General features: G+C 66.2%; 18 protein-coding genes. 5 read left to right on the top strand and 13 right to left on the bottom strand.

Features of this window, described 5'->3' with window-relative positions:
- Positions 1 to 237: 237 nt before the first annotated feature.
- A complete protein-coding gene (locus ABNP31_RS05380; RefSeq protein ID WP_054573205.1) occupies positions 238 to 1539 on the top strand; it encodes an MFS transporter in 1302 nt (433 codons plus the stop codon).
- Positions 1540 to 1571: 32 nt separating this feature from the next.
- Here ABNP31_RS05380 and purT read toward each other — a convergent pair whose 3' ends face one another.
- The 5 genes from purT to ABNP31_RS05355 form a co-directional block, all read right to left on the bottom strand.
- On the bottom strand, positions 1572 to 2753 hold the full coding sequence (gene purT, locus ABNP31_RS05375) for a formate-dependent phosphoribosylglycinamide formyltransferase (RefSeq protein WP_025337909.1): 1182 nt from the start codon (positions 2751 to 2753) through the stop codon (positions 1572 to 1574).
- A gap of 76 nt (positions 2754 to 2829) precedes the next feature.
- The gene (locus ABNP31_RS05370) at positions 2830 to 3297 is read right to left on the bottom strand and encodes a VUT family protein (RefSeq protein WP_003252131.1); all 468 of its coding nucleotides are present in this window, start codon (positions 3295 to 3297) and stop codon (positions 2830 to 2832) included.
- A gap of 204 nt (positions 3298 to 3501) precedes the next feature.
- Entirely contained in the window at positions 3502 to 3696 is a 195-nt protein-coding gene (locus ABNP31_RS05365; protein ID WP_024086383.1) for a DUF1289 domain-containing protein, read from the bottom strand.
- Positions 3689 to 4213 (bottom strand): gamma carbonic anhydrase family protein, encoded by a 525-nt coding sequence (locus tag ABNP31_RS05360; protein ID WP_015269134.1) that lies wholly within the window; start codon positions 4211 to 4213, stop codon positions 3689 to 3691. The genes ABNP31_RS05365 and ABNP31_RS05360 overlap by 8 nt, the downstream gene beginning before the upstream one ends.
- Positions 4214 to 4258: 45 nt before the next feature.
- Complete coding sequence (locus ABNP31_RS05355) at positions 4259 to 4858, bottom strand: CoA pyrophosphatase (protein ID WP_003252125.1); 600 nt, start codon at positions 4856 to 4858, stop codon at positions 4259 to 4261.
- A 124-nt stretch (positions 4859 to 4982) separates the two neighbouring features.
- On the opposite strand from ABNP31_RS05355, the gene ABNP31_RS05350 reads away from it, so the two are divergent.
- The 4 genes from ABNP31_RS05350 to ABNP31_RS05335 all read left to right on the top strand — a co-directional run bounded on the left by ABNP31_RS05350 (position 4983) and on the right by ABNP31_RS05335 (position 12505).
- On the top strand, positions 4983 to 5534 hold the full coding sequence (locus ABNP31_RS05350; protein ID WP_238067333.1) for an NUDIX hydrolase: 552 nt from the start codon (positions 4983 to 4985) through the stop codon (positions 5532 to 5534).
- A gap of 22 nt (positions 5535 to 5556) precedes the next feature.
- On the top strand, positions 5557 to 6111 hold the full coding sequence (locus tag ABNP31_RS05345) for a L,D-transpeptidase family protein (RefSeq protein ID WP_025337906.1): 555 nt from the start codon (positions 5557 to 5559) through the stop codon (positions 6109 to 6111).
- Positions 6112 to 6271: 160 nt separating this feature from the next.
- Positions 6272 to 7954: a ShlB/FhaC/HecB family hemolysin secretion/activation protein gene (locus ABNP31_RS05340; RefSeq protein WP_350013070.1), complete on the top strand. Its 1683-nt coding sequence runs from the start codon at positions 6272 to 6274 to the stop codon at positions 7952 to 7954.
- Between the two features lie 27 nt (positions 7955 to 7981).
- A complete protein-coding gene (locus tag ABNP31_RS05335; protein WP_350013069.1) occupies positions 7982 to 12505 on the top strand; it encodes a hemagglutinin repeat-containing protein in 4524 nt (1507 codons plus the stop codon).
- 221 nt (positions 12506 to 12726) lie between these two features.
- Here ABNP31_RS05335 and ABNP31_RS05330 read toward each other — a convergent pair whose 3' ends face one another.
- The 8 genes from ABNP31_RS05330 to gspF form a co-directional block, all read right to left on the bottom strand.
- Positions 12727 to 13386, bottom strand: coding sequence for a general secretion pathway protein GspN (locus tag ABNP31_RS05330; RefSeq protein ID WP_085664558.1), 660 nt, complete (start codon positions 13384 to 13386; stop codon positions 12727 to 12729).
- Positions 13383 to 13769, bottom strand: coding sequence for a type II secretion system protein GspM (gene gspM, locus ABNP31_RS05325; protein WP_085664557.1), 387 nt, complete (start codon positions 13767 to 13769; stop codon positions 13383 to 13385). Before gspM ends, ABNP31_RS05330 begins: the two co-directional genes overlap by 4 nt.
- A complete protein-coding gene (gene gspL, locus ABNP31_RS05320; protein WP_085664556.1) occupies positions 13766 to 14842 on the bottom strand; it encodes a type II secretion system protein GspL in 1077 nt (358 codons plus the stop codon). The genes gspM and gspL overlap by 4 nt, the downstream gene beginning before the upstream one ends.
- On the bottom strand, positions 14839 to 15390 hold the full coding sequence (locus tag ABNP31_RS05315; protein ID WP_237140989.1) for a type II secretion pathway protein XcpW: 552 nt from the start codon (positions 15388 to 15390) through the stop codon (positions 14839 to 14841). Before ABNP31_RS05315 ends, gspL begins: the two co-directional genes overlap by 4 nt.
- 686 nt (positions 15391 to 16076) lie before the next feature.
- Positions 16077 to 16445: a type II secretion system protein GspI gene (locus tag ABNP31_RS05310; protein ID WP_238067330.1), complete on the bottom strand. Its 369-nt coding sequence runs from the start codon at positions 16443 to 16445 to the stop codon at positions 16077 to 16079.
- Positions 16442 to 16879: a type II secretion system minor pseudopilin GspH gene (gene gspH, locus ABNP31_RS05305; RefSeq protein ID WP_350013068.1), complete on the bottom strand. Its 438-nt coding sequence runs from the start codon at positions 16877 to 16879 to the stop codon at positions 16442 to 16444. Before gspH ends, ABNP31_RS05310 begins: the two co-directional genes overlap by 4 nt.
- A 3-nt stretch (positions 16880 to 16882) precedes the next feature.
- Positions 16883 to 17317 (bottom strand): type II secretion system major pseudopilin GspG, encoded by a 435-nt coding sequence (gspG, locus tag ABNP31_RS05300; protein WP_013971171.1) that lies wholly within the window; start codon positions 17315 to 17317, stop codon positions 16883 to 16885.
- Positions 17318 to 17334: 17 nt separating this feature from the next.
- The gene (gene gspF, locus ABNP31_RS05295) at positions 17335 to 18537 is read right to left on the bottom strand and encodes a type II secretion system inner membrane protein GspF (RefSeq protein ID WP_075043926.1); all 1203 of its coding nucleotides are present in this window, start codon (positions 18535 to 18537) and stop codon (positions 17335 to 17337) included.
- Positions 18538 to 18540: the final 3 nt, after the last annotated feature.

Here is an 18540-nt window from a genome sequence, read left to right as displayed (position 1 = left end):
ACCCGCACCCGGCGCTCCACGGCCAGTCCGCTCCACTGACACGCCCTGCGGTCCTGCTTCAACACCCCGAACAGTGCCCGCCCCCGCCCCCGCCCCTATCCCCCTTGGGCTATCGTCAGTCGGGCGCACACAACAACAAAACGCTCCGGCGCCCGCGCCACCGTGCCTGCCCTTTTGCATTGCACGCCGCGGGGCTTATCCCAATGGAGCCGGACCAGACTGTCAGGGACCTATTCAATGACAACCAGCAGCACCTATGCCGAAGCGCCTGCCGCACCGGTCAACTCGCCCGCGCGGGTAGCCACCGCCAGCTTCATCGGCACCGCCATCGAGTTCTACGATTTCTACGTCTACGCCACTGCCGCCGCCCTGGTGATCGGCCCGGTGTTCTTCCCGTCCGGGTCAGGCACCGCGCAGATGCTGGCGGCCTTCCTCACCTTCGGTATCGCCTTCCTGGCGCGCCCGCTGGGCTCGGCACTGTTCGGCCACTTTGGCGACCGTATCGGCCGCAAGTCGACCCTGGTCGCCTCGCTGCTGCTGATGGGCGTGTCCACCACGGCCATCGGCGTGCTGCCAGGCTACGACAGCATTGGTGTATGGGCGCCGATCATCCTCTGCCTGTTGCGCTTTGGCCAAGGCCTGGGCCTGGGTGGCGAATGGGGTGGCGCGGCCTTGCTGGCCACCGAGAACGCGCCCGAAGGCAAGCGCGCCTGGTTCGGCATGTTCCCGCAGCTGGGCCCGTCGATCGGCTTTTTGGCCGCCAACGGCCTGTTCCTGACCCTGGCCCTGGTGCTCAGCGACGAGCAGTTCCGCGAGTGGGGCTGGCGCATTCCGTTCCTGCTCAGCGCCGCGCTGGTACTGGTGGGCCTGTATGTGCGCCTGAAGCTTGAAGAAAGCCCGGTATTCGCCAAGGCCGTCGCCCGCCACGAGCGGGTGAAAATGCCGGTGGTCGACCTGTTTTCCAGATACTGGCTGCCGACCCTGCTGGGCGCAGCGGCGATGGTGGTGTGCTACGCGCTGTTCTACATCTCCACGGTGTTCTCGCTGAGCTATGGCGTGACCACGCTGGGCTACAGCCGCGAGACGTTCCTTGGCCTGCTGTGCTTCGCGGTAGTGTTCATGGCCCTGGCCACACCACTGTCGGCCTGGCTCAGCGACCGCTACGGGCGCAAACCGGTGCTGATCGTCGGCGGCCTGCTGGCAGTGGCCTCGGGCTTTACCATGGAGCCGCTGCTGACTTCGGGGTCGACCGCAGGTGTGGCGCTGTTCCTGGCCATCGAACTGTTCCTGATGGGCGTGACCTTTGCGCCGATGGGGGCACTGCTGCCTGAACTGTTCCCGACCCACGTGCGTTATACCGGCGCTTCGGCGGCATACAACCTGGGCGGCATCGTCGGCGCATCGGCGGCACCGTTCTTTGCCCAGAAGCTGGTGAGCATGGGTGGGTTGAGCTGGGTGGGAGGTTATGTGTCGGTGGCGGCGGTGATCAGCTTGATTGCCGTGCTGTGCCTGAAAGAGACCCGCAATACGCAGCTGTAAGTAATTGGGGCCGCGTTGCGGCCCCAATCGGATCAGAACTCGACCTTGACCGCCTGCGAAGCACGGGTCGCCTTGGCACGCGCCGCTTCGACCGACTCGTCACGCGCCAGGCACACGCCCATGCGACGGGTCCCGTTTATTTCCGGCTTGCCGAACAGGCGAATGGCGGTATCCGGCTCGCTCAGCGCCGCACCCAGGTTGGCAAAGCTGGTCTGCTGCGACTGCCCCTCGGGCAAGATCACCGCCGAAGCCGAAGGGCCGAACTGGCGCACTACCGGAATCGGCAGGCCAAGAATGGCCCGGGCATGCAGGGCAAACTGCGACAGGTCCTGGGAAATCAGGGTCACCAGGCCGGTGTCATGCGGGCGTGGCGAGACTTCGCTGAACCACACCTGGTCGCCCTTCACGAACAGTTCCACGCCAAACAGGCCACGACCGCCCAGGGCATCGGTGACCGCCTTGGCCACCCGCTGCGACTCGGCCAGCGCCTTCGGGCTCATGGCCTGCGGCTGCCACGATTCCTGGTAGTCGCCCTTCTCCTGGCGGTGGCCGACTGGCTCGAGGAAGGTGGTGCCGCCAACGTGGCGCACGGTCAGCAGGGTAATTTCGTATTCGAAGTCGATGAAGCCCTCGACGATGACCCGGCCTTTGCCGGCGCGGCCGCCTTCCTGGGCGTAGTCCCACGACTTCTGCAGGTCGGCATCGCTGCGCAGCAGGCTCTGGCCCTTGCCCGACGAGCTCATTACCGGTTTGACCACGCATGGGTAGCCAACATCGGCCACGGCCTTGGCGTAGTCTTCGTAGGTGTCGGCGAAGTGGTACGGCGAGGTTGGCAGGTCCAGCTCTTCGGCGGCCAGGCGGCGGATGCCTTCACGGTTCATGGTGAGCTGGGTGGCGCGGGCGGTCGGCACCACGTTGAAACCTTCGTTCTCCAGCTCGACCAAGGTGGCGGTGGCGATGGCTTCGATTTCAGGGACAATGTAGTGCGGCTTCTCGGCCTCGATCACCGCGCGCAGGGCCACGCCATCGAGCATGTTGACCACGTGGCTGCGGTGCGCCACCTGCATTGCCGGGGCATTGGCGTAGCGATCGACGGCGATCACTTCGACGCCCAGGCGCTGCAGCTCGATCACCACTTCCTTGCCCAGCTCGCCACAGCCGCAGAGCAGTACACGGGTCGCGGTGGGCGACAAGGGGGTTCCGATACGGGTCATTTCAGGTCCTCGAAGGCGTCCGGGGCCGCACCAGGCTTGGCGCCGCCCGCTGAAAAAGGACCGCTATTCTACACCATCAACCCGCCACGGCGGCCCGCCGGGCGCGAAATGCCATGGCCAGCCACACGGCGGTGACACCGGCGAATTTCGAGGCCATGGCGGTGCCGATCACGGCTGGGGTCAGGGCGCCGATCATGCCGAAGAAGATGAAGGTGTCCACCGGGATGCTCAGCGCCGAACTCAGCCACAAGCGGTCGCGCAGCGGCCGGCGGGTGATGCTGAACACCAGCCAGTCGATCAGTTCGGAAATGAAGAACGCGGTGGCGCTGGCCAGGGCGATGGCCGGCTCCGAGGTGACATAGGACAGCACCAGTGCTGCCAGCATGGCGACCAGGGCGCCATGGCCGAAGCGGGTCTGCACCATGTCGCGCAGGATGAACACCAGGCCGCCCCAGGCGGACCAGATGATGTCCAGGTGTGGCGCGCTGGAGAAGGCGTAGTTGATCAGCACTACGCTGCTGATGTAGGCAATCAGATAGAACATGGCGGGTAGTCTGTGGGCAAGCCGCACAGATTACCGCTGGCTGGTTCGCGGGTAAACCCGCTCTCAAAGGTACAGCATCAGGTTCGAGGGCTACGCGCAGCCTGTGGGAGCGGGTTCACCCGCGAAGAATCCAACACGGTGGATGGCACCGGCTGCGCCGGTGTTCGCGGGTGAACCCGCTCCCACAGGGGGGGCGAGTCAGCCCTACAGGATGAGGCCGGCCTCTACTGCCCTTTCATGGCAAAGTTTGAGCACCGCCCTACGCTCGTCGTTGTCCATCCGCCCCCAGCGGCCGATCTCGGCGACGGTCCGCTGGCAACCTGTGCAGATATCCTGCTCGTCCAACGCACAGATACTCACGCACGGCGAGGCCACCGGCCGCTCCACCACATCACTCATCGTCAACCACCAACTCCCGTGCATAACGCTGGGCATTGTGCACGTAATGCGCGGCACTGGCTTCGAGCATGCGCTTCTGCTGTTCGGTCAGCTCGCGCACCACCTTGCCCGGCGAGCCCATCACCAGCGAACCGTCAGGGATCTCCTTGCCTTCTGCAATCAGCGCATTGGCGCCGATGATGCAATGCTTGCCGATGCGCGCGCCATTGAGGATGACCGCGTTGATACCGACCAGGCTGTAGTCGCCCACCGTGCAACCATGCAGCATGGCGTTGTGGCCAACGGTCACGCCCTTGCCCAGGGTCAGCGGCGAGCCCATGTCGGTGTGCATCACCGTGCCATCCTGCACGTTGCTGCCCTCGCCAATGTCGATCAGCTCGTTGTCCCCGCGCAGCACCGCACCAAACCACACGCTGGCATCGGCCTGCAGGCGCACCTTGCCGATCAGCGTGGCGTTGGGTGCGGCCCAACTGGTAGGGTGGCTCTCGACCCGCAGGTCGCCCAGGCGGTATTTCATGCTTGCTCCTCAGGCTGCAACGCAGACGACGGGGTTGGGCCCCGCTCAGTTTTCGATGTAACGCTCAGGGGGTTGGTGCAGGCTGATGCCGGCATCGAACAGCAGGTTGACCAGTTCGACGATCATGATCGCCGACAACCCCCAGATCTTGTATTCGCCATAGCGATAGCTGGGCACATACCAGCTGCGCCCCTGGTAATCGATACGGTGGGTATGGTCGCGCGGGTCCTGGCGGAAGAATTCCAGCGGCACGGTGAATACTGCCGCGATCTCGGCATCATTGGCACGGTATTCGACAAAATCGGGGATAAGCCCGACGAATGGCGTCACTTTCAGGCCGTGCAGCGAAATCAGCGGGCTGAGTGGGCCGATCACTTCCACCAGGCCTGGCGGCAGGCCGATTTCTTCTTCCGCTTCACGCAGCGCGGTGAACACCAGGTCCGGGTCTTCCGGGTCGCGGCGGCCACCGGGAAAGGCCACTTCGCCGCCGTGGGTGGACAGGCCCTTGGCGCGCAGGGTCAGGACCAGTTCGGGCGCTTCGCTGCGGGTAATGGGCAAGAGGACCGCCGCTTCGGGGAACCGCCGGTCGGTTTCCAGTGATGCGGGTTGGTGGTTGCTCATTCGGCGAAGTAGCTCGTCCAGCATTGCGCACGCTCGTATCCAAGACCTGCCTTGCATGATGCACCAAAGGCGCGAAGCACCCAAGCCCCGTGCGCTTGCGGCAGCACGGCCGGCGCGCCAAGATAGCCCAGAGCAAAAGGAACGACACATGAAATTCTGCAGCGCGTGCGGCCAGCCGGTCACTCAGCGGATCCCCGAGGGCGACAGCCGCCTTCGGTATGTCTGCGAGGTTTGCCAGACCATCCACTACCAGAACCCCAACATCGTCGCCGGCGTGTTGCCGACCTGGGGCAGCCAGGTGCTGCTGTGCCGGCGCGCCATCGAGCCACGCCGCGGTTTCTGGACCCTGCCTGCCGGTTTCATGGAGAACGGCGAAACCCTCGATCAGGCCGCCCGTCGCGAAACCGTCGAGGAGGCCTGCGCCCGGGTCGGCAGCATGAGCCTGTACCAGCTGTTCGACCTGCCACACATCAACCAGGTGCATGTGTTCTTCCGCGCCGAGCTGGCGGACCTTGATTTCGCTGTCGGTGTAGAAAGCCTGGAGGTGCGGCTGTTCGAGGAACATGAGATACCGTGGGGCGAGCTGGCTTTCCGCACCGTCACTCGCACACTAGAATGCTACTATCGCGATCGCATCGGGCAGCACTACCCCATAGGCCATGAATACCTGCCGCCGATGAACGTCTCGCCCATTACCTAGAAGCCTTCAGGGATACCGTTACATGCGCTGGTTGCTTGCCCTTTTCTGCCTTTGCGTTACCTCGGTGTCCCAGGCGGCCTTCACCGAGACCATCATCCGCAAGCCCCAGCCGGCAGCGCAAACCCCATCGCCTTCGCAGCAGGCCATGCAACCGCTGATCGACAAGGTACTGGTGATCAAGTCCGAGCGCCGCCTGCAGCTGATCAGCCGTGGCGAACCGCTGAAAACCTACCGTATCTCGCTGGGCAAGCAGCCAAAAGGCGCCAAGGAGCGCGAAGGCGACAAGAAAACCCCCGAGGGCCTGTACTGGCTGGACTGGCGCAAGCAGAGCGACCGCTTCAACCTGGCCATGCACATCAATTACCCGAACATCACCGATGCCGCCCGTGCCACCCGCGAAGGGGTGAGCGCCGGCAGCATGATCATGATCCATGGCACGCCGATCAACGACGAGTATCCAGAGTGGTACTTCCACACCCTGGACTGGACGGACGGCTGTATTGCCATGCGTAACCGCGACATGCAGGAAGTGTGGGACCTGGTGCGGGATGGCACGTTGATCGAAATTCGGCCCTGATAGCGGGCCTTTCAACTGATGCTGTAGGAAGCTTCCCACCTCCAGGCAAGAACGCGCCTTACAAGCGCTTAGGCCGGGTACTGCATCCAGGCGAACCCCTTAATTTTTAGCATCCACGCAGACGAGTACGAAATCCGTACATCATTTGCGGGGTGCTTCAATGCCGTTCCACATTCACCGCGCCACCTGCTGGGCGCTCACCTGCTGCCTGTCCGGTTTGCTGGCCGCGCCCCAGGCGCTGGCCGACGACCCCGCCAGCCAGCAACTGCGCGATCAGCAGCGCGGGCTGCAACAGCTGGAACAGCAACAGCGGCTGGAACGCTGGCAGCGCCAGCCCGCCCCGGCTGAAAGCCACGACACCACCGCCCCCCTCCCGCACGACCAGCGCTGCTGGGCCATCACCGGCGTACGCGTGGCCGGCAACCGCAAGCTTTCCGACTCGGCGCTAACGCCAACCCTTCGCAGGTTCATTACCCCGTGCATGGGCATTGCGGAAATCAACGGGCTGCTGAAAGCCATAACCCAGCGCTATGTACAAGCCGGATACCCCACCAGCCGGCCTTACCTGCAGCAACCGCCACAAGACGGCGCACCGCTGAACCTGGTCATCGTCGAGGGGTTCGTCGAGTCCATCGAAATGGCCGGCCCTGAATTGCCCCTGTCCCTCCCCGGCGCCTTTCCCGGCCTGCTCGGGCAGCCACTGTACCTGCCAGCCCTGGAGCAAGGCCTCGACCAGCTCAATCGCCTTCGCGCTTATGACCTGTCAGCAGAATTGCTGCCCGGCGAACTGCACGGCGGCACCCGGGTTGTCGTGCAGCCGCGCAAGGTGGCCTCGCGCGGGCACCTGGACAGCCGCTTCGACAACCGCGGCAGCGACCTGACCGGGCGTCATCGCCTGAACCTCGGCTTCGGCCTGGACAGCCCGCTGGGCCTAAATGATGACCTGCGCCTGTCGCTGAACCGCACGGTGCTCGATGCGCCCGGGCAAAGCCAAGGCATCTCGCTGTACTACAGCATCCCCTACGGCGCCTGGACCTTCGCGCTCAGCGCCAGCGAACTGCGTTACGAGGCGCCGCTCCCCCACAGCCGCCAGGTAACCGACGGCAGCAGCAGCTACCAGGGCTTGAGCGTCGAGCGGGTACTGTGGCGCAACCAGCAAGGCATGCTCAGCGCCAGCGCCCGGCTGGACCGCAAGCAAATGGTCAACCGCAGCGCTGGCGCGGTGATCGTCCAGCAGAGCCCCACCCTGGTCTCCGTGGAGGCGGGTATCAACCTGCTTTGGCTCCAGGGAGGCCTGTGGAATGGCTACCTCGGTGTCGCCCAGGGTATCGACGCCTTCGGCGCTGACCGCTCACCGCTGGGGGCGGAACGCCTGCGCCCGGATTTTCGCAAGTACCGCGCCAACCTGCTGCACCTGCGCCAGGGCCCGGCCAGCCGCCCATGGCGCTGGCAGAGCGAGCTGAGTCTGCAATACAGCAGTGACCCACTACCCGCCGTCGAGCAGTTGCTGGTCAGCGACGATTCGGCCGTGCGCGGGTTTCGCCTGCGTACCTACTCCGGTGCCAGCAGCGCCGCCTGGCGCAACACCGTCAGTCAGCCGCTGCCGGAGGGCTGGACCGCTCCCCTGCAAGTACGCCCCTACATCGGCCTGGACCTGGGCTGGACCCGCACTGCCGAAGGCAAGCCTTCACAACGCCTTGCCGGGGCCACCGCCGGTGCCGAACTGAGCCTGCCCGGCAGCCACCTGCGCCTGGGCTACCAACGCGCGCTGTACGCCAGCGACCTGCCCCGTCCGCTGCTGGAACCTGGCTTCTGGGTAGTGGAACTGGCCCTGAACATCTGATTCACCCACAACAAAGAGAACGAGAACATGCAAACACTCTCGCAGTCGTCTTCCCGCCCAGATACCTTGCGCTGGGCCATCTTCCTCGCCCTGCTCGGGCCCGGCGCCGCACTGGCCCAGGGCGGCCTGACAGCAACCAGCGGCCCCGGCGGTACACCGGTCATCAACGACGGCCACGGCGTCCCGGTCATCGATATTGTCGCGCCAAACGCCAAAGGGCTGTCGCACAACCAGTTCCTCGACTACAACGTCGACCGCTCCGGGGTAGTGCTGAACAATGCCACCCAGGCCGGGCAGTCGGAGCTGGCCGGCGCCCTGGCGGCCAACCCGCAATTCCAGGGCCAGGCCGCCTCGACCATCCTCAACGAGGTGGTCAGCCGCAACGCCTCGCTGATCGAAGGGCCGCAGGAAATCTTCGGCCGCCCGGCCGACTACATCCTGGCCAACCCCAATGGCATCACCCTCAACGGCGGCAGTTTCATCAACACCACACGCGCCGGCTTCGTGGTGGGCAGCCCCGAGTTCGACGGCCAGCAACTGAAGTACCTCGACACGCTGAACGCCAGCGGTACCCTGCAAGTGCTTGAGGGCGGCCAGCGCAACCCCAACGGCGCCCTCGATCTGATCGCCCCGCGCGTGGACGGCAAAGGGCTGCTGATGGCGCGCAACTCCATCGATATCACCGTCGGTCGCAACCGCATCGACAGCACCAGCGGCGAAATTGTCGAACACCTGCCCGGCACCCCGTCCAGCATCGATGCCAGCCTGTTCGGCGCCATGCGCGCCGGGCGCATTCGCGTGGTGAGCACCGCAGAAGGTGCCGGTGTGCGTGTGGGGGCATCGCAGCTGCTGGGTATCGACGGGGTCGACATCCAGTCGGCCGGCGCCCTGCAGGTCAGCGGCAAGGCCGACAGCCCCATCGAACTGCACAGCGAACAGGGCGATCTGCGGCTGACTGCTGCCGATGACCTGACACTCGAAACCGTCGATGGGCAAGCTCGGCGAATCGAGGCCAAGGCGGGCAAGAAGCTCACGCTGGATGCCACGACCCGCGAGAACATCGAGCGCGACAGCGACAGCTGGAACAAGAAGTTCCTGTTCGTCACCCGCGAAACCTACAACCGCGAAACCACCACCACCCAGCAGCAGCAACAGGGCAGCAGCTTGCAAGGCAAGGACGGCGTGCTGCTGCAATCCGCTGACGACATGCGCCTGGTGGCTGCCAAGGTGGATGCTGGCAATGAGCTGACCCTCGACAGCGGCGCCAACCTGGCCATCGCTGCCGGCATCGACAGCCAGCACACCGAAGAGCAGGTTCGCCACCGCAAGGACTTGTGGCGCGGTGACAGCGATACCGACCAATACAAGGAAACCGCGCAAGGCAGTGCGCTCCAGGCCCAGCGCATGACGCTGAAGGCCAAGAATACCGTCGATGTGAAGGGCAGCAGCCTGCACAGCCGCGGCGACATGGCGATCGAGGCCAAGGACGCAACCATCGGTACCACCGCGCTGCAGGAGCGCGGTACCCGGCGCGACTATCGTGGCGACCTGGTATCGGGCACCTTCTTTGGCGACCGCAAGGGTAACGACAGCGAAGGCCAGGCCGTTGCCGGCAGCAGTGTCACGGCAGATGGCAAGCTGGCCGTGGTAGCTGACCAGGTGGCCGTCAAGGGCAGTACCGTGCACGGCAAGGAGGACGCGGTGCTCTACAGCACGAAAGGTGCACTGGCCATCGAAGCCGACCATGGCCGCACCACCTCCACCGACCGGACCAGCGACAGCAAGCTGTTCGGCCTGATTGGCAGCGACCACGAGAACACCGAGCGTACGCAACAGGTACTTACCAGCGACGTCAGCTCGGCCACCAATCTGCGCCTGGCCAGCGCCGAGGAAATGCGCATCCAGGGCGCCAAGGTCGCAGCGGGCGGGCACCTGCAGGTAGAGGCCAAGGGCGACCTGCTGATTACCAGCGCGCAAGCGGTTGACGAGCGCGAAACCCGTAACCAGCAACGCGGCTTCAGCGCCAGCGCCAAGCAGACCCAGGAGGCCGAGGATGGCAAGCCCGAGTCCCGCCAGTATTCGGCCGGCATTGCCTATGACGTCGCCACCACCAGCAGCAAGCAGCGCACCACCAGCCAGGTTGCCAGTGAGCTAGAGGGCGCTTCGGTGAGCCTTGGCAGCGGGGCTCACCTGCAAGTCAACGGTTCCACGGCGAAGGCCGCCGCTGGCGACCTCGATGTGCAGGCCCAAAAGGTGACCCTGGGGGCAACCCGCAACGACCGCGACAAAACCACCAGCACCACCAACAGTGGCGGCGGCCTGACGGTGACCGGTGGCATCGACCGGCTGGGCAGCTTGTTCGAAGGCCATCACAACCGCCAGGTGCAGACCGAACGCGACAGCAAGGTGCAACGCAGCACATTGCAGGCCAGCGGCGACCTGAAGCTGAACGGCGATGAACTGGTCACAGAGGCCGCACGCGTCAAGGCCGGCAACACCCTGCAGGTGACGGCCAAACGCATCGACAACCGCGCGGTGCAGGATACCGAGGAACGTGAACAAAGCCGTGACGACTGGTCGGGCAGCCTCGGCGCCAGTGTCGAGTACCGCGACCTTACCCGCCCCATCGAACGCCTGGTGCTGGGCGAAGAAGCCGCCCGCTTCCAGCAAGCCTCCCCCGAAGACGCCATGGCGCCGCCCAGCGTTGGCGCCGACATGACCGTGGAACACCTCAAACGCCTGGAAAACCAGCGCCGCGGCTTTGCCCAGGTGAGCGAGTTGTCCGGGGCCAAGGTCGAAGTCAAGGCCGACAACATCACCGACCAGGGCACCGCGTGGCGCGCCAACGCCGGCAAGCTGCAGATCGAGGCCCGACAACACCAGATGCAGGCGGCCGAGAACACCCAGGAAAATACCGTGCAACGCCTGGCCTACGGCGGCGATGTGCGCCTGGACACCAGCACCGGTGAAGACCTGAATGCACGCGCCGCCGGCAAAGGCGGCTCGCTGGACAAGAAGGACAGCACCAGCAGCGCCGTACCCGGCAGCCTGTATGGGCAACAGGGCATCCAGGTGCAACTGGGCAGCTCTGGCCATTATGAAGGGACGCGCATCGATGGCGGTGAAGGCAGCGTGGTCATCAGCAGTGCCGGTTCGCTGACATTGCCACAGGCAAACGACCAGACCGAACAGCAGTCACGCCAGCTCGACGGCAATGCCTGGGCCAAGGTCGGCAACCGCCCGGGCAGCACCGGCGTCGATGGCCGGGGCTACCTCGACCACGGCCAGAACCAGAGCACACAGCGCAAGGCCCAGGTGGCGCAGATCGACGCCAAGGGCCAGGTACAGCTGAGCAGTGGCGGCGACCTGTTGCTCGAAGGCACCCGCATTGGCAGCCGTGAGGCCAAGACCGGCGACATTCAACTGCAAAGCGGCGGTCGGCTGCAGGTCAAGGCAGCCAGCGATACCCAGAACGCTACCGGCGCCAAGATGGGCGGCGGCGTGGAGCTGGCGGTCAAGGCTGGCAACACCAAGGGCGGTGCCATCGGCGGCCACTTCAGCCACGGCAAGCAGGACGAAGAGGCACGCCAGGCGGTGAATGCCCTGTTCGCCAGCAACGGCACAGTGACCCTGGGCAGCAGCGCCCGCGAGGATATCGCCCTGCACCTTGAAGGCCTGCAGGCCTCGGCCGAACAGATAACCCTCGACGCATCGAATGGCGGCATGCTGGTGGAAGCGTCCTCCAGCCAGGAGCGACGTGACAACCTCGACATCACCGCCGGCGCCGGCTTCGACATGGCCAAGGGCGCGCTCGACACCCGCGGCCTGCATGGCCGCCTCAAGGTGGAGCTCGACAAGCGCGACAACCTCACCTGGAACGCCAGCGACCTGCGCGCCGAGCGCATCGACCTGCAAAGCCGTGGCGATACCCGCCTCGAAGGCGTCACCCTGGAGACGGGGCGTATCGATGGAGTGATCGACGGCGACCTGCGCATCGCCAGCCGCAAGGACAACGTCAATACCCTGAGCGTGAAAGGCGATGCCCGGCTGAGCCAGGAGAAAAACCCGCGAGGCTACGTCAACGCGGCCACTTCGGTGGCAGGGCCGCTGGGGAGCAAGGTGAATGAAAAAGCTGGCTCCGCCCTGAGCAAGGCAGACCCGGGGCTCTCGCCCACCTTCAGCCTCGACGTGTCGCACGCGCAGCGTGACAGCGTAGGCCAGCAGACCACGCTCAAAGGCAGCGACGGTATCGACCTGCAGGTTGGTGGCAACGCTCACCTGGTGGGGGCACGCTTGCAGTCGGCCAAAGGCGATGTGGTGCTCGACGCCAACTCGGTTACCCGCGAAACACTGAGCGGTAACGACTATCGCCGGGATGTGTCGATCGATGCGTCCAACTCACCGGTGGACCTGGGCACGGCGGTGGCCGAGCTGGCCAAGGGCAAGGGTGCGGCGGATGGGGAAAATGCACTGGACCTGGGGTTGTTGAGGACCAGTGGGCACAATCGCAATGAGCAGTGGGCTTCGAGTGTGCAGGGCAAGAAAAACTGAAGCAGGCGCCGCTCTGGAGGGCACGGGCTTCGTGCCCTCTTTTAGCATTTGGGCCAGACAGTTGATTGGTTGTAGGAGCGGCCTTGTGTCGCGAAAGGGCTGCAAAGCAGCCCCAGCAATTTGTGCATATGCGCTGAAACCCGGGGGCTGCTTTGCAGCCCTTTCGCGACACAAGGCCGCTCCTACACACGCCGAGCCAGCTGGCCGGCGATAACATCAGTCTACCAGCGCAAGTCTCGCTGCCCTGCCAGCGCCTGCGGCCCAAGCCACTGCACCCCACGCAGCAAAGGCGTCAGCGCCGCCTCCGGCTGCAACTCGACCACCACCTGCGCCCGGCGCGCGGGCAGGTCGGCATCCACGGCCAACTGATGCTGCCCCTGCTGCGCCAGCTGCCCGCGCAGATGCCAGCCGCTGCGGCAATCCATTTCCAGCCAGCCCTGCCCCAAGCCCAGTGACCAGGGCTCGCTCAGGGCAAGGTCGGTTACCGTCATGCGGCCTTCGCTGGCACGGCATTGCCGCCCTGCCCCCTGCACCCGCAATGTGCCCTGCCACTGGCCGGCCAAGCGGTAATCCGTCGCCACCGTCGCCTGGGCCCCCATGGCCGTCGCCTCCAGCCGCCAGCGCCATGGCCAGCCATCGGCGCGCAACTGCCAGGCCTGGCCCTGGAAGCCCAGCTGCGCTTTCGCCTGCAAGCGCCAGGGCTGCACCGCCCAACGCAATGGCCCGACCGGCCCCAGTTGCTGCGCCTGGCCTTGCCACAGGCTGCCGCTGACCTCACGCGCTGGCAGTCCTATCCCGCGCACCACCCAACTGGCCGGCAGTTCCACCAGCAATGTCACGGCGAAAACCAGCAGCACCCACGCCACACTTCTTCGGCTCATGGCCGCACCACCAGGTCGAAGCGCAAACCCTTTTCATGCTGTTCCAGCCCCCACTGCAATGGCTGTACGCCTTCTGCACGCAGGGTCTGCAACCAGCCCTGCAGCACTCGCTCGTCGGCCAACTGCCCACGCAGTTGCCAGGTCTTGCCCTGCGCATCGACCTCGGCCAGTTCGATCTGCCGCGCCTGGGCCGACTGTCGGAGCCGCTCCAGGTTCAACTCCGGGCCGCCTTGAAGGCTGGCGGCCTGTTCGGCCAGCCCCCGCCACTGGCTGAGCTCGCGCCATTGCGCAAGGCCTGTGCGCAGGGCCAGGAAGGCCAGCAACAGGGCAATCAGTGCCCAGGCGAACTTCAAGCGATGACGCTGTATCCAGTCCCGGTTCATGAGGCTGCTCCCAGGTCGAACACCACTTGGCCGTCCTGCACCTGGACCGAGGCCCCGGCGGCTGTCGCCATGTCGCTCCATGGCGGCGCACCGCCCTCGCCCTCCAGCCGCAGGTGCCAGCGCTGGCCATCGAAGCGCACCGCTTGCAGGCGCCAGCCGGGGTGGTCACGCAGCCAGGCCTGCAACGCCGTCTGCAGGTCTTCGAGCTGGCGCGTGCGCAGCTGCTGTTGCAGTTCACTTTCGCGCAGGCGCTTGAGGGCCTGCGCGGCGTGCCGGGGGCTGGCCTGCTCACCAGTCACGGCGATGACCTGACTGCGCCAGAATTGCGCCTGGGCCCATTGCTTGCTCAACCACAGCCCGCCCCAGACGGCAGCCAGTACCAGGCAGGCAGCGAGCAGCCGTTGCTGCGGCCGGGACACCACCGGCAGCGAGCGCACCTTGCGGGTACGCTCGAACAGGCCGGGCAATGAATCGAGCGGTGCCAGCGTACTGGGCCAGTCACCGCTCAGCGGAACCTTTTGCAGCTCCGCCCACGGTTGCCGTGGCACCTCGCCCAATGCATCCGGCCAGGCCAGCCAGTGCTCCTGCCTGTCTTCGGCCAGCCCTTTGTACAAATACATGCCGGGTGTGCGCTGCCATTGCCAGGCATGGCCCGCCTCGGGGGGCGGCAGCAGCTGTAGTTCTGCCCAGCAACGTGCCACCTGCAAGCCCCATTCGGCGCACTGCCCGCGCCAGTCCTCCAGTTGCTGACGGGCCACTACCAGTAACCGAAGATGGCCGGGTTCGCGGGCCAGGCAGGCGCATGTCACCTCGTCGATGGCCTGCAGCAATCGGTCTTCGAGCAACAACGGCCATTCTTCACGCTTGAGCCCCGGCGGTGCCGGCACGCGGAAGTAGCTGCAGGCCTCGGCAGGCAGGATCAACGCCACACGGGCCTGCAGGTTCGCCGGGGGCTCGCCCTGCCCTTGGCGTTGCACAAGGCCGCCCTCGGCCAGCGCCCAGTGCCAGACAACGCCTGGTCGCAGCAACAACCACGACTGGGCCGGGCTGCGCCGCCGCCATTCAAACTTCATGAGCGCCCCCACGGGAGGGCGAAGGTGCAGACATAGGGTGCTCCGTCACGCTGCAGTTCCAGACGCACGCCACGGCCGGGGTGCGCAGGTTGGTCGGAAGGCCAGGCCAGCCAGCGGCCGCCCTGGTAATAAAGAACATTCATGGCGCTGACCCGGTCGAGCCGCTCGCGCTGGACCCAGCGTGGGGCGGCGGCGGCGTAGAGATCGGCCGAGCTTTCCAGCAGCAGGCGCTGCTCGCGGGCCTCGAAGCGCAGGCGCTGGCGCTGCAGGCGCGAGCCGCCCTCGGCTTCCGGCATGCCGGTGATGGCGACCCAGAGCAACTGGTTGCTTGCCGGTTGCCAGTCCAGCCAGCGGCTGGCCAAAGGCAGGCGCTGGTCGTAGACCCGGCGCATTACCGGGCTATCGAAGCGACGCTCCAAGGCCAGGCAAAAGTCCAGCACCGAGGTTTCCTGCGTGGTGACCTGCAGGCGCTCGCGAACCTTGAGCCAGCCGTTGACCAGGGCGGCGAGCATGATGCCGAGCACAGCAGTAAGTGCCAGGGCGACCATCAGCTCGATCAGGGTAAGGCCGGCCTGGCGGTGCTTGCTGGGCTGGGTCCCGGGCTGACGGGTATGCGCCCTCCCTGTGGGAGCGGGCGCGCCCGCGAACACCGGCGAAGCCGGTGCCATGCACCGAGTCGCCTGCTTCGCGGGTAAACCCGCTCCCACAGGGACCGCGCAAGCTTCACGACCTCTGTCACTCACGGCTGATCCAGGGGCAGGTACCTGCGCGGGGTGGAACTGGGTCTCTGTGGGAGCGGGCGCGCCCGCGAACACCGGCGAAGCCGGTGCCATCCACCGAGTCGCCTGCTTCGCGGGCATGCCCGCTCCCACAGGGACCGCGCAAGCTTCACGATCTCTGTAACTCATGGCGGATCCAGGGGCAGGCACCGGCGCGGGGTGGAACTGGGCCTCTGTGGGAGCGGGCGCGCCCGCGAACACCGGCGAAGCCGGTGCCATACACCGAGTCGCCTGCTTCGCGGGCATGCCCGCTCCCACAGGGACCGCACAAGCTTCACGATCTCTGTAACTCACTGCTGATCCAGGGGCAGGCACCTGCGCGGGGTGGAGCTGGGCCTCTGTGGGAGCGGGTTCACCCGCGAACACCGGCGAAGCCGGTGCCATACACCGAGTCGCCGGCTTCGCGGGCATGCCCGCTCCCACAGGGGCCGCGCAAGCTTCACGGTTTCTGTAACTCATGGCCGTTCCAGGAATACGGTGTACTGGCCAAGCGGCAGGCGCTGGTCGCGGTCGGCGAACAGCAGCAGTTCGCCGCGGCGCAGGTCGCGTACGCCGGTGCGGCGCAGCTGCAGTTGCCAGTGGCAGCGCTGGCCGCCCTGGCTCAGTTCACCGCCAGCCTGGTTTGCCGCCGGCCAGTACTGCTCGACGGCAAAGCGGTTTTGCAGTTCTCGCGCGCATAGCAGGCCAAGGCGGTGTTGCTGCAGGTTGTCCTGCACCGCCAGGCGCTGGCGCAAAACCTGGCTGGTGATCACCGCCAGCACCGCAGCGATCGCCAGGGCCACGGTCACCTCCAGCAGGGTAAAGCCACGCTGATGCCGCTTCATGGGGCGACCACCACCTGCAAGCGGCCATCGCGGCTCCAGGCCCATTGCTGGCTGCCATCGGCCCAGCGCCAACGCACGGCGCCCGGTTGCGCCCAGCCATGCGGGGTGAACAACAGGCGCGGCTGTGGGCTGGCCGGCCAGTCCGGGCGCAGCCCCTTGGGCCAGTCACCAAGGGCAACTGCTTCGACCACCCATCCATTACCCTCGCGCCGGACGAACTCCGGGCGCTGGCCATTCCAGCGCAGCCCGCGCAGCTGCCCGGCATGCCGGGCCAGCGCGGCCTGCGCCCGGGTCTCGCTCGCCAGCCGTTGCAGCGCCTGGTCGACTCTGGCCTGGCTGTTGCCGAACCCGGCCACCGCCAATCCGGTCATCAGCCCGGCGATGGCCAGCACCACCAGCAATTCGATCAGGCTGAAGCCCCGCTGACGACGCACCCGTTACAGCTCCCAGTTACCCAGGTCGGCATCCTGGCCTTCGCCGCCCGGCAGGCCGTCGGCGCCCAGCGAGTACACGTCGACCCGGCCATGTTCGCCGGGCATGCGGTACTGGTACGGGGTGCCCCACGGGTCTTCCGGCAGGCGGCGCACGTAGCCGTCGCTGCGCCAGGCGCGTGGCAGCGGTTCCTGGGCCGGCTTTTTCACCAGCGCGGCCAGGCCCTGCTCGCTACTGGGGAAGCGCAGGTTGTCCAGGCGGTACATGTCCAGCGCCTGCTCCAGGGTGGCCAGGTCGGCCATCACTTTCTGCTTCATGGCCTTGTCCTGGTTGCCCAGCACGCTGGGCGCGACCACGGCGATCAGCAGGCCGATGATGAAGATCACCACCATGATTTCCATGAGGGTGAAACCGCGCTGGCGGTTACGTCGATGCTGCATGGCAGTACTCCTTGTCGTCACAGTTGCAGGCCCTGGTTGAGTTGCATGATCGGCAACAGCACCGCCAGCACGATGAACAGCACCACGGCGCCCATCACCAGGATCATCAGGGGTTCGAACAGCGCCATGGCGGTATCGACCTGGCGGGCGAAGCCGCGCTCCTGGTCGTCGGCCACGCGCTCGAGCATGTCGGCCAAAGTGCCGCTGGCCTCGCCGCTGCCGACCATGTTCACCAGCAGCGGCGGGAACTGCTGGCTGGCATCCAGCGCGCGATGCAAGCTGGTGCCGCCCTGCACCTGCTGGCGCACCTGCTCCATGGCCAGCCGGATACGCCGGTTGCCGACGGTTTCGGTGGCCACTTGCAGGGCTTCGAGCAGGGCCACGCCGCTGCCGCTGAGGATTGCCAGGCTGCGTGCCAGGCGCGCGCTTTCCAGCACCTGCAGCAGGCTGCCGATATGTGGCAGGCGTAGCAGCAGCTGGTCGCGGCGCAGGCACCAGTGCGGCTTGCGCAGCAACCAGCCGCCGAGCGCGCCGAGCAACAGGGCCAGCCCCAAAAGCCAGGGCCCGGCCTGCACCAACCCTTGGCTCAGGCCGATCAGCAGCGATGTAATGAGCGGCAGGCTCTGCCCGGCATGGGCGAATTGTTCGGTGAGCTTGGGTACGACGAAGGTCATCAGGCCTACCACCACGGCAAGCGACACCCCCATCAACACGGTGGGGTAGATCAGCGCGGTACGTGCCTTGTGCTGCTGTCGTTGAACCTGCTCCAGGTGGTCGGCGAGGCGGGTCAGCACCTGGGCCAGGCGCCCGGAGCGCTCGCCGGCCTCGACCAGCGCGCAGTACAGGCCGGTAAACGGTGCCCCCTGACGCGCCAGGCTGCGGGCCAGGCCCAGGCCTTCGGCCAACGAGCCGCGCAAGGCCACCAGCACACTGTGCAGGGCGGGCTGGCGCAGTTGCCGTTCCAGGGTAGCCAGGGCGTCGACCAGAGGGATGCCAGCACCGGTCAGGGTGGCCAGCTGCCGAGTCAGTTCGCACAGCTGGGCGCGGCTCAGGCGCTGACGTCGTGGTTGTCGGGTGCCGGCTTCGTGACGCTGCAAGCGGCGGGCGAACAGGCCCTGCTCACGCAGCAACTGGCGGGCATGGCGTTCGCTGTCGGCCTGCAAGCTGGCCTTGTGGGTCTTGCCGGCGAGGTCGACGGCCTGGTAGCGATAGGTCGGCATGGC

Source organism: Pseudomonas asiatica, assembly GCF_040214835.1.
Taxonomy (GTDB): Bacteria; Pseudomonadota; Gammaproteobacteria; order Pseudomonadales; family Pseudomonadaceae; genus Aquipseudomonas; species Aquipseudomonas putida_Z.
The sequence above is the reverse complement of the archived record's forward strand: the minus strand, read 5'-3'. Positions and strand labels throughout refer to the sequence as shown.

What these genes read in the sequence shown, in the direction of transcription:
- ABNP31_RS05380 (WP_054573205.1), top strand. Translation starts at nt 238, where the DNA reads ATGACAACCAGCAGCACCTATGCCGAAGCGCCTGCCGCACCGGTCAAC.
- purT (WP_025337909.1), bottom strand. Translation starts at nt 2,753, where the DNA reads ATGACCCGTATCGGAACCCCCTTGTCGCCCACCGCGACCCGTGTACTG.
- ABNP31_RS05370 (WP_003252131.1), bottom strand. Translation starts at nt 3,297, where the DNA reads ATGTTCTATCTGATTGCCTACATCAGCAGCGTAGTGCTGATCAACTAC.
- ABNP31_RS05365 (WP_024086383.1), bottom strand. Translation starts at nt 3,696, where the DNA reads ATGAGTGATGTGGTGGAGCGGCCGGTGGCCTCGCCGTGCGTGAGTATC.
- ABNP31_RS05360 (WP_015269134.1), bottom strand. Translation starts at nt 4,213, where the DNA reads ATGAAATACCGCCTGGGCGACCTGCGGGTCGAGAGCCACCCTACCAGT.
- ABNP31_RS05355 (WP_003252125.1), bottom strand. Translation starts at nt 4,858, where the DNA reads ATGCTGGACGAGCTACTTCGCCGAATGAGCAACCACCAACCCGCATCA.
- ABNP31_RS05350 (WP_238067333.1), top strand. Translation starts at nt 4,983, where the DNA reads ATGAAATTCTGCAGCGCGTGCGGCCAGCCGGTCACTCAGCGGATCCCC.
- ABNP31_RS05345 (WP_025337906.1), top strand. Translation starts at nt 5,557, where the DNA reads ATGCGCTGGTTGCTTGCCCTTTTCTGCCTTTGCGTTACCTCGGTGTCC.
- ABNP31_RS05340 (WP_350013070.1), top strand. Translation starts at nt 6,272, where the DNA reads ATGCCGTTCCACATTCACCGCGCCACCTGCTGGGCGCTCACCTGCTGC.
- ABNP31_RS05335 (WP_350013069.1), top strand. Translation starts at nt 7,982, where the DNA reads ATGCAAACACTCTCGCAGTCGTCTTCCCGCCCAGATACCTTGCGCTGG.
- ABNP31_RS05330 (WP_085664558.1), bottom strand. Translation starts at nt 13,386, where the DNA reads ATGAGCCGAAGAAGTGTGGCGTGGGTGCTGCTGGTTTTCGCCGTGACA.
- gspM (WP_085664557.1), bottom strand. Translation starts at nt 13,769, where the DNA reads ATGAACCGGGACTGGATACAGCGTCATCGCTTGAAGTTCGCCTGGGCA.
- gspL (WP_085664556.1), bottom strand. Translation starts at nt 14,842, where the DNA reads ATGAAGTTTGAATGGCGGCGGCGCAGCCCGGCCCAGTCGTGGTTGTTG.
- ABNP31_RS05315 (WP_237140989.1), bottom strand. Translation starts at nt 15,390, where the DNA reads ATGGTCGCCCTGGCACTTACTGCTGTGCTCGGCATCATGCTCGCCGCC.
- ABNP31_RS05310 (WP_238067330.1), bottom strand. Translation starts at nt 16,445, where the DNA reads ATGAAGCGGCATCAGCGTGGCTTTACCCTGCTGGAGGTGACCGTGGCC.
- gspG (WP_013971171.1), bottom strand. Translation starts at nt 17,317, where the DNA reads ATGCAGCATCGACGTAACCGCCAGCGCGGTTTCACCCTCATGGAAATC.
- gspF (WP_075043926.1), bottom strand. Translation starts at nt 18,537, where the DNA reads ATGCCGACCTATCGCTACCAGGCCGTCGACCTCGCCGGCAAGACCCAC.